The organism is Kitasatospora sp. cg17-2 (genome assembly GCF_054031055.1).
Genome location: NZ_CM132923.1, coordinates 1,982,894 through 1,996,584, shown reverse-complemented (window position 1 = coordinate 1,996,584; position 13,691 = coordinate 1,982,894). Strand labels below are relative to the sequence as shown.

At 74.2% G+C, this 13,691-nt stretch carries 11 protein-coding genes; 6 read left to right on the top strand and 5 right to left on the bottom strand.

Features of this window, described 5'->3' with window-relative positions:
- Positions 1-118: 118 nt before the first annotated feature.
- Entirely contained in the window at positions 119-376 is a 258-nt protein-coding gene (locus ACW14Y_RS07850; RefSeq protein ID WP_380308976.1) for a hypothetical protein, read from the bottom strand.
- Between the two features lie 130 nt (positions 377-506).
- Here ACW14Y_RS07850 and ACW14Y_RS07845 point away from each other — a divergent pair, with 130 nt between their 5' ends.
- The 3 genes from ACW14Y_RS07845 to ACW14Y_RS07835 all read left to right on the top strand — a co-directional run bounded on the left by ACW14Y_RS07845 (position 507) and on the right by ACW14Y_RS07835 (position 3,289).
- Positions 507-989, top strand: a complete 483-nt coding sequence (locus ACW14Y_RS07845; protein WP_380308974.1) for a cysteine/serine endopeptidase inhibitor — start codon at positions 507-509, stop codon at positions 987-989.
- A 130-nt stretch (positions 990-1,119) separates the two neighbouring features.
- Positions 1,120-1,716 carry a hypothetical protein gene (locus tag ACW14Y_RS07840; protein ID WP_380308972.1) on the top strand — a complete coding sequence of 199 codons (597 nt, stop codon included), beginning with the start codon at positions 1,120-1,122 and terminating at the stop codon, positions 1,714-1,716.
- A 238-nt stretch (positions 1,717-1,954) separates the two neighbouring features.
- Complete coding sequence (locus ACW14Y_RS07835) at positions 1,955-3,289, top strand: NAD(P)/FAD-dependent oxidoreductase (RefSeq protein ID WP_456988103.1); 1,335 nt, start codon at positions 1,955-1,957, stop codon at positions 3,287-3,289.
- Positions 3,290-3,357: 68 nt separating this feature from the next.
- On the opposite strand, the gene ACW14Y_RS07830 is transcribed toward ACW14Y_RS07835, so the two are convergent.
- Entirely contained in the window at positions 3,358-5,748 is a 2,391-nt protein-coding gene (locus ACW14Y_RS07830) for an ATP-binding cassette domain-containing protein (RefSeq protein ID WP_380443067.1), read from the bottom strand.
- Between the two features lie 197 nt (positions 5,749-5,945).
- On the opposite strand from ACW14Y_RS07830, the gene ACW14Y_RS07825 reads away from it, so the two are divergent.
- The 3 genes from ACW14Y_RS07825 to ACW14Y_RS07815 all read left to right on the top strand — a co-directional run bounded on the left by ACW14Y_RS07825 (position 5,946) and on the right by ACW14Y_RS07815 (position 8,091).
- Positions 5,946-6,944 carry a DUF6528 family protein gene (locus tag ACW14Y_RS07825; protein WP_456986337.1) on the top strand — a complete coding sequence of 333 codons (999 nt, stop codon included), beginning with the start codon at positions 5,946-5,948 and terminating at the stop codon, positions 6,942-6,944.
- Between the two features lie 248 nt (positions 6,945-7,192).
- Positions 7,193-7,498 (top strand): hypothetical protein, encoded by a 306-nt coding sequence (locus tag ACW14Y_RS07820; protein ID WP_266309969.1) that lies wholly within the window; start codon positions 7,193-7,195, stop codon positions 7,496-7,498.
- Positions 7,495-8,091, top strand: a complete 597-nt coding sequence (locus tag ACW14Y_RS07815) for an acyl-CoA thioesterase (RefSeq protein ID WP_380307318.1) — start codon at positions 7,495-7,497, stop codon at positions 8,089-8,091. Before ACW14Y_RS07820 ends, ACW14Y_RS07815 begins: the two co-directional genes overlap by 4 nt.
- Positions 8,092-8,234: 143 nt before the next feature.
- Here ACW14Y_RS07815 and manA read toward each other — a convergent pair whose 3' ends face one another.
- From manA to ACW14Y_RS07800, 3 genes are all read right to left on the bottom strand, one after another.
- On the bottom strand, positions 8,235-9,470 hold the full coding sequence (gene manA, locus ACW14Y_RS07810; protein ID WP_456986336.1) for a mannose-6-phosphate isomerase, class I: 1,236 nt from the start codon (positions 9,468-9,470) through the stop codon (positions 8,235-8,237).
- 74 nt (positions 9,471-9,544) lie between these two features.
- The gene (locus ACW14Y_RS07805) at positions 9,545-10,501 is read right to left on the bottom strand and encodes an ROK family protein (RefSeq protein WP_456986335.1); all 957 of its coding nucleotides are present in this window, start codon (positions 10,499-10,501) and stop codon (positions 9,545-9,547) included.
- A gap of 145 nt (positions 10,502-10,646) precedes the next feature.
- Positions 10,647-13,691, bottom strand: a complete 3,045-nt coding sequence (locus ACW14Y_RS07800; RefSeq protein WP_456986334.1) for an alpha-mannosidase — start codon at positions 13,689-13,691, stop codon at positions 10,647-10,649.

Here is a 13,691-nt window from a genome sequence, read left to right as displayed (position 1 = left end):
GGTGTTTCTGTGACGATGCAGGTCACGGGCTCGCCTGACAGGCTGACGATCATCTTCCGGACAGTTCTTGCACTGTCCGGCACCTGACAGGCGGTCGCCGTCGGCGCCAAGAGAGGGCCTAGGCCCCCAGCAGTCGGGCGAAGTCCAGTCCGAGGCTGCCGAGAACCGGGAGCGCGCCGAGGTCGGTGACCGCGCCGACCGGGATGCTGTAGCCCTGGTTGACCTCCCGGGGCTCCGGTGCGGCGGCGGCCGGTCCGGCGAGGGCGCCGGTGAGTACGGCGGCGAGGGTGGCGAGCAGGGCGAAGGTGCGCAACGGGGCCTCCGGGGGCGCGGGAACGGGCGTCCTGCTGAACGCGCGGGGGAGTCGTGCGGTCACGCATCGTCCCCCCGTCGGCCGAGCGAGTAAAGCCTCCTTACTTGTGTTCATGACAACATGTCAGATGTCTGTACCAGTCGCGGATGCTCTGCCTACTGTCCTTTCCAACCACCGAACTGGGAGGGCACACATGCGAGTTGTCCCGAACCTCCGGATCCTGGCCGGCGTCCCGCTGGCCGCCGCCGCGCTGGTCGCGCTCACCGCGGGCACCGCGAGCGCCGCGATACCGATCAACAAGCCCATGAACGGCAAGGCCACCTACTACAACGACGCCGGCTACGGCGCCTGCGGCACCCAGATCAACGCCGGCAACCAGATGTTGGTCGCCGTCTCGCACACCTGGTGGACCAGCGCCAACCCCAACAACGACCCGCTCTGCAAGGGCATCTCGGTCAAGGTCAGTTACCAGGGCAAGACCGTCACCGTGCCGGTCAGGGACAAGTGTCCGTCCTGCGACTCCACCCACATCGACCTCAGCCAGCCGGCCTTCGCCCGGTTCGCCCCGCTCGGCCAGGGCGTGATCAATGGCCTGACCTGGCAGTTCGTCAAGGCCGGATTCGCCGGTGAGAGCATCCCGCTCTCCGAGCCGATCACCGGCTCGACCATCGGCTGAGCCGGCACCCCGGCGGCCCGCTCCCGCCGCGGCCCCCACCGTCGGCGGGGGCGGGCACAATCGACACCGTCCACAGCCGGGCGGCCGGCGCGACCGGCGGGACCGGCACGACGACGGAGGAGCGGCGGACATGGCGCGGTACATCACGGTCACGGCGGCGGTCACCATCACCGAACCCCGCCTACGGGCCTATCTGCGCTCGCCGCTGGCCCCGGCCTCCGCCTGGCCGGAGTCCGACTGGACCGGCCTCTGCACCCCCTGGACCGAACGGGCCCTGCGCGACCAGTACCTCGCCGAACTCCCGGCGGCCGTCGCCGAGTGCGACAGCTGGCTCGACGGCGACCACGCCGACCACCTCCTCGAACTGGCCGAGCACGACGACCTCACCCTCCGCCACGACGAGGCCACCGGCGCCCTCACGCTCGACCTCGACACCCGGGTCGACTTCGAACTCCCCGGCATGATCTGGGCGTTCACCGTCCTGCGCGGCCTCGCCGGGGCGATGGCCGAGGGCGACGGCGGACTCGTCGAACTCACCCCCGACTGGACCGCGGGCACCGTGCGGATGCTCCTGGCACCGCGCCGCTCCGCTTTCCTCGACCCGGCCCGCGACGCCGCCGAACTCGCCCGCGCCCGCGACGCCGCCTTCGACGTGCGCTGCGCCGTCCCCGAGCCGGGGGAGGAGGAGCCGACCGCGGGGCTGCTCGAACGCCTCCTCGCGGCCTGACCCTCGTCCTGCCCCGCGGCTCCGGACCCGCTCCCACCCCTGCCGCGCACCTGACAGGGTGCAGCGAGCGGGCACCGGATTCTTCCAAGCTGGCGGTGGTTCGCGCCCGGGCGGCAGGCGTAGCGTCCGGGAAACTGTCGGCGTGAGAGCGAGGTCGGGTTCCGTGGGGTCCGGTGGCACGGGTGTGAACGGCACGGGTGTGAACGGCGGAGTGTCCTTCTGGTGGAACCGGCTCGGGATGCCCGAGGCCCGGCCCGCACTGCCCGGCAACCGGGAGGTCGACGTCTGCGTGGTCGGCGGCGGTTACACCGGCCTGTGGACGGCCTACTACCTCAAGAAGGCCGATCCGGGCCTGCGGATCGCCGTCCTGGAACAGCGCTTCTGCGGCTACGGCGCTTCCGGCCGCAACGGCGGCTGGCTGTACAACGGCTTCGCCGGCCGAGGCGCCTTCGCCCGCCGCTACGGGCAGGAGCGGGCCGCCGCGATGCAGCGGGTGATGGACCGGGCGGTCGGCGAGGTCGCCGACACCCTCGCCGCCGAGAACATCGACGCCGACCTGGTGCGCGGCGGCGTCCTGGAGGTCGCCCGCACCCCCGCCCAACTGGCCCGGCTGCGCACCTTCACCGAGGCCGAACGCGCCTACGGCGCCGACCGCGTCCAGGAACTCGACGCCGGCGAGGCCGCTCGCCGGCTGAACGTCGCCGGCACCCTCGGCGCCGTCTGGAGCCCGCACGGTGCCCGCCTCCAGCCGGCCAAGCTCGCCGCCGGCCTCGCCGAGGTGGTCGAACGGCTCGGTGTCGACCTCTACGAGGGCACCCGGGTGACGGAGATCCGCGGCGGCCGCAAACCCCGCGCCGTCACCCCGCACGGCACCGTCACCGCCCGGTACGTGCTGCGCGCCACCGAGGGCTTCACCTCCGGCCTCGCGGGCGAACGCCGCACCTGGCTGCCGATGAACTCGGCGATGATCGCCACCGAGCCGCTCCCTGCCTCCTTCTGGGAGGAGACCGGCTGGGAGGGCCGCGAGGTGCTCGGCGACTTCGCCCACGCCTACATGTACGCGCAGCGCACCGCGGACGACCGGATCGCCCTCGGCGGGCGCGGCGTCCCCTACCGCTTCGGCTCCCGCACCGACACCGACGGCGCCACCCAGCCCGCGACCGTCCGCCAACTGCGCGAGATCCTGCACGAGTTCTTCCCCGCCGCCCGCACCGCCAGGATCGAGCACGCCTGGGCCGGGGTGCTCGGCGTGCCCCGCGACTGGTGCGCCACCGTCGACCTGGACCGTCGCAGCGGCCTCGGCTGGGCCGGCGGCTACGTCGGCAGCGGCGTCACCACCACCAACCTGGCCGGCCGCACCCTGCGCGACCTCGTGCTCGGCCACGACACCGAACTCACCCGGCTGCCCTGGGTCGGCCACAGCGTCCGCCGCTGGGAGCCCGAGCCCTTCCGCTGGCTCGGCGTCCACGCCCTCTACGCCGCCTACCACCTCGCCGACCGGCAGGAAGCCACCCGCCGCCGCCCCACCACCTCCCCCCTCGCCCGCCTCGCCGACACCATCGCCGGCCGGTAGCGGCCGGTAGCGGGAGGTGGCGGGGCGGGCGTCGGGCCCCGGGAGCGTCCGGGGCCCGACGCCTCGGCTCAGGCGCCCACGTAGGCCGCCAGGTGTTCGGCGGTGAGGGTGGAGCGGGCGGCGACCAGCTCCGCCGGGGTGCCCTCGAAGACGATGCGGCCGCCGTCGTGGCCGGCACCGGGGCCGAGGTCGATGATCCAGTCCGCGTGGGCCATGACGGCCTGGTGGTGCTCGACCACGATGACGGACTTGCCGGAGTCGACCAGGCGGTCCAGCAGGCCGAGCAGCTGCTCGACGTCGGCGAGGTGCAGGCCGGTGGTCGGCTCGTCGAGCACGTAGATGCCGCCCTTGTCGCCCATGTGGGTGGCCAGCTTGAGCCGCTGCCGCTCGCCGCCGGAGAGGGTGGTGAGGGGCTGGCCGAGGCTGATGTAGCCGAGGCCGACGTCGGCCAGGCGGGTGAGGATGCGGTGGGCGGCGGGGGTGCGGGCCTCGCCGGCGGAGAAGAAGGCCTCCGCCTCCGTCACCGGCATCGCCAGGACCTCGCTGATGTCCTTGCCGCCGAAGCGGTACTCCAGCACCGAGGCGTCGAAGCGCCGACCCTCGCAGTCCTCGCAGGTGGTGGCCACACCGGCCATCATCGCGAGGTCGGTGTAGACCACGCCGGCGCCGTTGCACGTCGGGCAGGCGCCCTCGGAGTTCGGGCTGAACAGGGCCGGCTTCACCCCGTTGGCCTTCGCGAAGGCCTTCCGGATCGGCTCCAGCAGGCCGGTGTAGGTGGCCGGGTTGCTGCGCCGGGAGCCGCGGATCGGGCTCTGGTCGACCGACACCACGTCCTCCCCGGGCGGGACCGAGCCGTGCACCAGGGAGCTCTTGCCGGAGCCGGCCACGCCGGTGACGACGACCAGGACGCCGAGCGGGACGTCCACGTCGACGTCGCGCAGGTTGTGTGCGCTGGCGCCGCGGATCGGCAGCTTGCCCGTCGCCGCGCGGACGGCCTTCTTCACCGCCGCCCGGTCGTCCAGATGACGGCCGGTCACCGTGCCGGCCGCGCGCAGGCCCGCCAGCGGGCCCTCGTAGCAGACCGTGCCGCCCGCCGAGCCCGCGCCCGGGCCGAGGTCCACCACGTGGTCGGCGATCGCGATCACCTCGGGCTTGTGCTCCACCACCAGCACCGTGTTGCCCTTGTCCCGCAGCTGGAGCAGCAGGCCGTTCATCCGCTGGATGTCGTGCGGGTGCAGACCGGTGCTGGGCTCGTCGAAGACGTAGGTGACGTCGGTCAGCGAGGAGCCGAGGTGGCGGATCATCTTCACCCGCTGCGCCTCGCCGCCCGAGAGGGTGCCGGCCGGCCGCTCCAGCGAGAGGTAGCCGAGGCCGATCTCCACGAAGGAGTCCAGGGTCTGCCGGAGCGCGGCCAGCAGCGGCGCCACCGAGGGCTCGTCCAGACCGCGCACCCACTCCGCGAGGTCGCTGATCTGCATCGCGCAGGCGTCGGCGATGCTGATGCCGCCGATCTTCGAGGAGCGGGCGGCCGCCGTGAGCCGGGTGCCCCCGCAGTCGGGACAGGCGGTGAAGGTGACCGCGCGGTCCACGAACGCCCGGACGTGCGGCTGCATCGCCTCCCGGTCCTTGGCCAGCATGGACTTCTGGACCTTGGGGATCAGGCCCTCGTAGGTGAGGTTGATGCCGTTGACCTTCACCTTGGTCGGCTCGCGGTGCAGGAAGTCCCGCAGCTCCTGCTCGCTGTAGTCGCGGATCGGCTTGTCCGGGTCGAGGAAGCCGGAACCGGCGTAGATCCGCGTCATCCAGCCGTCACCGGTGAAGCCGGGCACGGTGATCGCGCCCTCCGAGAGCGACTTGGAGTCGTCGTAGAGCTGGGTGAGGTCGATGTCCGAGACCGAGCCCCGGCCCTCGCAGCGCGGGCACATGCCGCCGGTGATGCTGAAGCTGCGCTTCTCCTTGACGGTCTTCCCGGCGCGCTCGACGGTGACCGCGCCGGCCCCGCTGATCGAGGCGACGTTGAAGGAGAAGGCCTTGGCCGAGCCGAGGTGCGGCTGCCCCAGCCGGCTGAACAGGATCCGCAGCATCGCGTTGGTGTCGGTGGCGGTGCCGACGGTGGAGCGCGGATCGGCGCCCATCCGCTGCTGGTCGACGATGATCGCGGTGGTCAGGCCGTCCAGCACGTCCACGTCGGGCCGGGCCACGGACGGCATGAAGCCCTGGACGAAGGCGCTGTAGGTCTCGTTGATCAGCCGCTGCGACTCGGCGGCGACGGTGTCGAACACCAGCGAGCTCTTGCCCGAACCGGAGACGCCCGTGAACACCGTGAGCCGGCGCTTCGGGATCTCGATACTGACGTCCTTGAGGTTGTTCTCCCGCGCCCCGTGCACGCGGATCAGGTCGTGGCTGTCGGCGGCGTGCGGCTCGGATGCCTGCGCGCCGGTGCTCCTGGCCGTGCTCATCGTGTCTCCGGTTCCTCTGGCGGTGCCCTCGGTTCCGATCCAACCACCCGGGTACGACAAACGGTGTCCGGGGACCGCCCCGTCGAGGGGACGGTCACTGGGCCGGTCGGCGCCCGTGCGCTGGCGGGGGGCGGGGGCGCGTCGCACGGTGGTGGCGGGGGCAGCGCAGCGGGAGCAGGACAGCGGGAGGCGGCCAGGTGCGGGCGAGGCGGGTACGGCGGGTGTGGCGGGCGGCGGCGGGTGCGGCCGCCCTCGTGCTGGGGATCGGCGCGGCGCCGGCCGCGGCCGCCGGGCTGCGGCCCACCTGGACGGTGGCCGTGGTCGACCAGGCCTCCCGGCGGGTGCTGGTGCTCGGCGCGGATCGGCCGGCCGCGCTGTCCCCGCCCGGTGGGCCGGAGCGGCCGGTGCTCTGGTCGTGGTCCGCGGACGCCGCCCCCGACCTGGCCGACCTCGACCCGGGCCGGACCTGGTCGATGCCGGACGAGGCCAAGAGCCGGGTCCGGCAGGGCCGTCGCTATCTGCTCACCACCGCCTCCGGCGGTCTGGCGGCCGTGGTCGACACCACGACCGGCGCCACCGCCTGGGCCGTCGACACCGGGTCGGCCAACCCGCACAGCGCCGAACTGCTCCCGGACGGCAACGTCGCCGTCGCCGCCTCGGGCGGCGGCTGGGTCCGGCTGTACGCGGCCTCGCTGGGGCCGCGTTGCACCGCGCACGCCGAGTACCGGCTGCCGGGCGCGCACGGCGTCCAGTGGGACGCGCGCACCCGGCTGCTCTGGGCGCTCGGCGACGACACCCTGACGGCGCTGCGGGTGGGCGGCACCTCGGCCGCGCCGACGCTCACCGTCGCACGCTCGGTGCCGCTGCCCGAGCGCGGCGGCCACGACCTGGCCCCGGTGCTCGCCTCGCCGGGCCGGTTCTGGGTGAGCACGACGGCGCACCTGTGGCGGTTCGACCCGGCGGCGGACCGCTTCACCCGGATCCGGCTGGCGGACGAAGGGGCCGAGCGGGACATCAAGAGCGTGGGCGACGAGCCCGGTACCGGGCGGCTGCTCACGGCCGCCCCGGACCACGCGGGCCCGTGCGTCTGGTGCACCTCGGTGCTCACCCTGCACCGCCCGGACGGTGTCCGGTACCTGCCCGGCGCCCAGCTCTACAAGGCGCGCTGGTGGACCAGTTGGGGGAGCGGGGCATGACCGGCCGGCCGTGGGCCGGTCCGGGCGGAGGGGCCGAACGGGGTGGCATTCGGAGGATGCGGCTGATTTTATGCAACGTCAAACTACTCCAATGGTGGTCAGTTTCCGCTCCTGTTCCGAATACCTCCCGGTAGCGCCCCGGGCTGGGATAGCGTCCATGGCGCCGGGGGGAACGCGAACCCGATCACGGGGTCCGCACATCCAGAAACGCGCATCCAGAAATGCCGTAAACGTTTAGGGAGAGAACTGTGCGCAATTTCGTTTCCGAATCCAGGTCCGAGAACGTCGACGAACTGCGGCTCGCGGTCGACTCGCTCGCGGCCTTCCCGGCCGGCGGCACGGTCGGCGGGTCGGACGTCCCCGAGCGCCTGGCGGCGGTGGCCGAGCTGTGCCGGGCGGTCGACGGCGTGCTCGACAGCCTGGTCGTCCGGGCCGCCGCCGAAGCGGCCGAAGAGGGCTGGACCGCCGCTCGGATGGCCTCCGAGCACGCCGTCTACTACGCCCGGTTGCAGCGGGCACTGCTGCCCACCGGTGTCGCGGCCGAACACCGGTGAGCGCGGCACGGAACCGCGAGGCGGACGCCAACGCGCACGTCCTGGCCTGCCCCACCCGGTGGAGCGACGTCGATGAGAACGGGCACATCAACAACGCCCGGCTGGTCTCCTACGTGCAGGAGGGAATTTACGACCTCTTCTGCCACCACTCGACCGCAGTAAGGGAATCCCTGTTTCCGTCGGGATTCCTGATCGCCCGGCACGAGATCGATTATCTGGAACAGCTGTACCACCGGCCGGAGCCATTGCTGGTACGGCTGACGGTGGAACGGCTGGGACGCAGTTCCGCGCATGTCGTGGTGAATGTGTGCCGTGACCCGCACACGTTTATGCGGGCACGGACCGTGGTGGTCGCCCGGGACCAGGCCTCCGGCCGTTCCCGTACGCTCAGCCCGTCGGAGCGGCGGTTCCTCTCCGGCTTCCTGGCCGACGAGGCGGCTGTCGCGGTGCCGTCCCGGCCGGGAGTGAAGTCCCCGCGCGGGGCCCTGGTCGCCGCCTCCGCCGGACACCACCAGCCCCGCCGGCGCCTGCCCGGCCTGAGCGTGCTGACCAGGGGCGTCCCCGTGGGGTCGTACCGGCACCGCGCGCGCTGACCCCTCGGGAGGCCGGGCCGGCCGACGCCCGGCACAGGAAGTCGACTGGGGCTTCTTCCTGTGCGGGGGCGGACGGGCGGACGGACCCGACGAGGGCCGGGGGAGGACGGCGGGGAGGCAGGCCGGAAGGACCGGGCGGCGCGTCAGCCGACGGTCGCGCGGTGGAGTTCCGCGCCCGGGCCGTCGAGCCGGACCGGGACGGTGGTGGGCGGCAGGTAGGCGGAGCCGCCCCGGGCGAGACGCAGGGACGGGCCGTCGGGGGCGGACAGCCGGGCCTCGCCGGAGGTGCACAGCAGGATCTGCGGGGAGTCCGCGCGGTCGATCCGCACGCCGGTGTCGGCGAGGCGGAGCCGCGAGAGGCGGAACTCGGCCGCGAGGGAGGGGAAGCAGGCTTCCGAGGGATCGCCGCCGGCCGTCGGCGCGGCGGTCAGCACGGCCGGTTCGACGGCCTCGAAGACGGTCACCGCGAGCAGGCCCGGGACGTCGATGTGCTTGGCGGTCAGACCGCAGCGCAGCACGTTGTCCGAGTTGGCCATCAGCTCGACGCCCAGGCCGCGGAGGTAGGCGTGCGGCACGCCGGCGTCCAGGTGCAGTGCCTGGCCGGCCCGCAGCCGGACGTGGTTCAGCAGCAGCGCGGCGAGCAGACCAGGGTCGCCGGGGTAGTCGCGGGCGGCGCGGGCGTAGGCCGCGCAGGCGGCGGCGCCGGGGCCGCCGGAGGCCGCGACGCGGTCCAGCGCGGCGGTGACCTCCGTGAGCACGGCGGCACCGCCCGGACCGCCTGTACCGTCGTCGCCACCGTCGTCGAGGGCCTGCCGGAGCAGGTCGGGCAGCACCTCCGCGGCGGGTCGCGCGCGCAGCGCCGAGGCCCAGCCGGCCAGCGCCGGGACCGCCATCCGGTCCAGCAGCGCGGCTGTGGCGTCGGCCGGGCGGAAGCCGCACAGCGCCTCGAAGTCGCCCAGCGCGCAGAGGAGTTCCGGTTTGTGGTCGCGGTCCTTGTAGACCCGCTCCGGGGCGTCCGGCGGCACCCCGAGCGCCTCCTCGGCGGCGAACCCGGCCTCCGCCTGCGCCCGGGTCGGGTGGACCTGGAGGGACAGCGCCCGTTCGGCGGCCAGCACCTTGAACAGGAACGGCAGCCGGGGGCCGAACCGCTCGACGGTGGCCGCGCCGAGCAGTTCCTCCGGGGCCTCGGCGATCAGCCGGTCCAGCGGGCGCGGGCCGTGCCCGTCGTCGAGCAGCGACGGCGCGGACGGGTGGGCGCCCAGCCACAGTTCGGCCTGCGGCCCGCCGGTGGGCGCGGTTCCGGTCAGCGCGGGGATCGCGGTGACGGAGCCCCAGGCGTACGGGCGCACCGGGTTGGTGAGCGGGGCGAACAGCGGCATGACGGCGGTCTCCCGGAGCTGGCGACGCGGGGCGTGGGGGCGCGGGCGGGGGCGAGGGACAGGGGCTTCGGGGCTCAGCGGCAGAGCGCGGCGGCGCCGATCAGCCCGGCGTCGTTGCCCAGTTCGGCCCGGCGCACGTCCAGCCCGCGCACGTACGGCAGCGCCGCGTAGCGGTCCAGGTGCCGGGCGAGCGGTTCGAACAGCACCGGACCGGCCGCCGCGACCCCGCCGCCGACCACCACCCGCCGCAGGTCGACCAGGGTGGCGGTGGCGGCGATCCCGGCCGCCAGCGCCCGCGCCGCCCGGTCGTAGGCGGCCAGCGCCACCGGGTGCCCGGCCAGCGCGTCCTCGGCCACCGCGCGCGCCGAGCGGTCCCCGCCCCGGGGCTCCCAGCCCCCGGCGAGCGCCCGCCGGGCGATGGCGGTGCCGCTGGCGATGTTCTCCAGGCAGCCGTACGAGCCGCACGGGCAGCGCTCGCCGTCCAGGTCCACGCTGATGTGGCCGAGGTGGCCGGCGTTGCCGCTGGGCCCGGGGTGCACCGCGCCGTTCAGCACCAGTCCCGCGCCGACGCCGGTGGAGACCACCAGGCAGAGCGCGTTCCCGGCGCCCCGGGCGGCGCCGCGCCAGTGCTCCGCGGCGGCCATCGCGACCCCGTCCCCGGCCAGCGCCACCGGGCGGCCGGCCACGGCGGGGTGGGCGGCGACCTCGGCGGTGAGCGGGAACTCGCGCCAGCCGGGGATGTTGACCGGGCTGACCGTGCCGCCGACGAGGTCCACCGGTCCGGCGCTGCCGATGCCGACGGCGGTGACCGCCGCCCAGTCGGGGGCGGCGGCGAGGTGGTCCAGCACCCGGTGCACCACGGCCAGCACCTCGGCGCCGGACTCCTTCGCCGGGGTCGGCAGCTGGACGCGGTGGGCCAGCGTCCCGGCGGAGTCGACGAGTGCCCCGGCGATCTTGGTGCCGCCGATGTCGACGGCCGCGTAGAGGGGGCCGGAGAGCAGCGGGGCGGTGGACGGCGAGGGCGCGGTCATGACGGAGGGCTCCGGTGGGGTGGACGTACGGACGGACGGGCCTCCGGCCCGCCGCCCCCGGAGGACCGGGGCGGCGGGCCGGACAGGTCGAGCAGGTCGAGCAGGACTCGCAGGTCGAGCAGCACGACAGGAACAGCAAACAGGATCAGCGCGCCGGAGTCAGCCGCAGGGTCACCAGTTCGAACGGCCGCAGCGCCAGCCGCACCCCGTCGCCGTCCGCCACGACCTCGCCGCGGGTGCCGTCCCACGGCCGCTCCAGCAGGTCGCAGGGCACCGCGGCGGCCAGCGCGAACGAGGTCGCCAGCCGCCCCCGGGCCCGGCCGCCGCCCGACTCGTAGACCCGCACCACGAGGTCCCCGCTGCCGTCGTCGGCCAGCTTGACGGCGCTCACCACCAGCGCGTCCTGGTCCAGCTCGACCAGCGGCCGCACCGACTCCGCCGAACCGGTCACCCGGCGCTCGGGCAGGCCCACCGCGTAGCCCTCGCGGACCGCGTCGCCGATCTCCGCGCCCGGCACCAGTGCGTGCCGGAACCGGTGCCGGCCCTGGTCGGTGCGCGGGTCGGGGAAGCGCGGCGCGCGCAGCAGCGAGAAGCGGACCGTGGTGGTGGTGCCGCCGTCGTCCGCGCGCACCGCCCGGGTCACGTCGTGCCCGTAGGTCGAGGGGGTGACCAGCGCGACGCCCCAGCCCGGCTCGGCCAGGTGCACGAAGCGGTGGTTGCAGGCCTCGAACTTGGCCGCGTCCCAGCTGGTGTTGGTGTGGGTGGGCCGGAACTGGTGGCCGAACTGGGTCTCGGCCGCGTACCGCTCGGTGTGCACGTCCAGCGGGAACGCCAGCTTCAGGAACTTCTCCGCCTCGTGCCAGTCCACCTCCGTGTCGATGTCCAGCCGGCCCGAGCCCGCGCGCAGGGTCAGCGTCTGGGTCACCGCGGAGGAGCCGAACGAGCGGACGACCCGCACCGCGACCTCCGCCGGGCCCTCGGCGTGCACCGCGACCTCCTCGGCCGCGACCAGGTCGGTGACCGTGTTCCGGTAGAACTGGTCGACGTCCCAGGCGTCCCACATGTTCGGGAAGTCGGGGTGCAGCTGGAGCAGGTTCGCCCGGCCGCCCGGGGCGACGGCCTCCCGGCCGCTCGCCGCGTCCACCGCCGACAGCACCAGGCCGTCGCCGTCCACCACGACCCGCAGCAGCCCGTTGTCGAGCACGAAGCCGCCGCCCTCGCGCGCGGCCACCGAGCAGTCGCCCGGGCCGGCCACCGCCACCGCCGCGCCGCCCGCCGGGACCGCCGAGCGCCCGTGCGGGGCGCCGTTGAACACCAGTGCGCGCCCGCCCGCCGGATCGCCCGCCAGGGCCCGCTGGGCGGCGTCGATCAGCTCCTCCAGCTCGGCCGCCAGGCCCGCGTACGTCGCCTCCGCCTCCCGGTGCACCCAGGCGATCGAGGAGCCCGGCAGGATGTCGTGGAACTGGTGCAGCAGCACGGTCTTCCAGATCCGGTCCAGCCGCTCGTACGGGTAGGCCAGTCCGGTGCGCAACGCGGCTGTGGCGCACCAGAGTTCGGCCTCCCGCAGCAGGTTCTCGCTGCGCCGGTTGCCCTGCTTGGTGCGGGCCTGGCTGGTCAGGGTGGCCCGGTGCAGCTCCAGGTACAGCTCGCCCACCCAGACCGGCGGCTTCGGGTACTCGGCCTCGGCCTCGGCGAAGAACTCGGCCGGCCGCTGCCAGCGCACCGTGGCCGAGCCCTCCAGGTCGCGCAGCCGGGCCGCCTTGCCGACCATCTCGCGGGTGGTGCCGCCACCGCCGTCGCCCCAGCCGGTCGGCGCCAGCGAGTGCCGGGCCACCCCCTTGTCCTTGAAGTTCCGCGCCGCGTGGGCGATCTCGGAGCCCTTCATGGAGCAGTTGTAGGTGTCCACGGGCGGGAAGTGGGTGAAGATCCGGGTGCCGTCGATGCCCTCCCAGAGGAAGGTGTGGTGCGGGAACTTGTTGATCTGGCTCCAGGAGATCTTCTGGGTCAGCAGCCACTTGGAACCCGCGTTGCGGATGATCTGCGGCAGGCCGCCGGTGAAGCCGAAGGTGTCCGGCAGCCAGGCCTCCTCGTTCTCGATCCCGAACTCGGCCAGGAAAAACCGCTTGCCGTGCACGAACTGACGGGCCATCGCCTCCGAGGAGGGCATATTGGTGTCCGACTCCACCCACATGCCCCCGGCCGGGACGAAGCGGCCGTCCGCCACCGCCTTCTTCACCCGGGCGTACACCTCCGGGCGGTGCTCCTTGATCCAGGCGAACTGCTGCGCCTGGGACATGGTGTAGAGGAAGTCCGGCTCGTCCTCCAGCAGCGCGGTCATGTTGGCGGCGGTCCGGGCGACCTTGCGGACGGTCTCCCGCAGCGGCCACAGCCAGGCCGAGTCGATGTGGGCGTGGCCGATCGCGCCGATCCGGTGCGCGGACGGCGCGGCGGGCGCGGCCAGTACCTCGACCAGGCGGGAACGGGCCGCCGCCGCCGTGCCGTTGACGTCCTGGAGGTCGATCGCGTCGAGGGCCCGCTCGACCGCGCGCAGCAGTTCCCAGCGGCGGGCGCCGTCGGCCGGCAGCTCGGCCATCAGCTCGCCGAGCACCTCCAGGTCCAGCACCAGCTGCCAGACCGTCTCGTCGAAGACCGCGAGGTCCATCCGCGCCAGCCGGTACTGGGGCTCGTCCCCGGCGGTCTCCTTGTCGCCCAACTCGGTCGGCAGGAAGGGGTGGTAGTCCAGGATCACCGGGTTGGCGGCGGCCTCGACGTGCAGCAGCACCGGCTCGCCGCCGGCCGCCGGGGCGGCGATCCGCACCCACTGGTTCTGCGGGTTGAGGCCCTTCACCGGGGTCCCGTCGGGGCGGTACACCAGGCCCTCGCACTGGAAGCCGGGCATGTTGGCGTCGAAGCCGAGGTCGATCAGCGCCTCGACGGTCCGCCCGGCCCAGGCCGCGGGCACCGTCCCGGCCACGGTGAGCCAACTGGTGCTCCACGGCGCGCCCCAGGCGTCCCCGACCGCGATCGGCGAGCGCGGCGCGGCCAGGCCCTCGGCGACCGGGACGGGCTCGCCGGGCGCGGTCCAGACCGAGACGGTCAGCGGGACGGACTCGGGGTACACCGCCGGGCGGATGCGCTCCTCCAGGACGCGCTTGAGGCGGGCTTCGACGAGGCTGCGGTCATCGTGCAT

Coding starts and splice junctions, on each gene's coding strand:
- ACW14Y_RS07835 (WP_456988103.1), top strand. CDS start 1,955: ATGCCCGAGGCCCGGCCCGCACTGCCCGGCAACCGGGAGGTCGACGTC.
- ACW14Y_RS07805 (WP_456986335.1), bottom strand. CDS start 10,501: ATGACCGCGCCCTCGCCGTCCACCGCCCCGCTGCTCTCCGGCCCCCTC.
- ACW14Y_RS07845 (WP_380308974.1), top strand. CDS start 507: ATGCGAGTTGTCCCGAACCTCCGGATCCTGGCCGGCGTCCCGCTGGCC.
- ACW14Y_RS07840 (WP_380308972.1), top strand. CDS start 1,120: ATGGCGCGGTACATCACGGTCACGGCGGCGGTCACCATCACCGAACCC.
- ACW14Y_RS07800 (WP_456986334.1), bottom strand. CDS start 13,691: ATGCACGATGACCGCAGCCTCGTCGAAGCCCGCCTCAAGCGCGTCCTG.
- manA (WP_456986336.1), bottom strand. CDS start 9,470: ATGCCGCTGTTCGCCCCGCTCACCAACCCGGTGCGCCCGTACGCCTGG.
- ACW14Y_RS07830 (WP_380443067.1), bottom strand. CDS start 5,748: ATGAGCACGGCCAGGAGCACCGGCGCGCAGGCATCCGAGCCGCACGCC.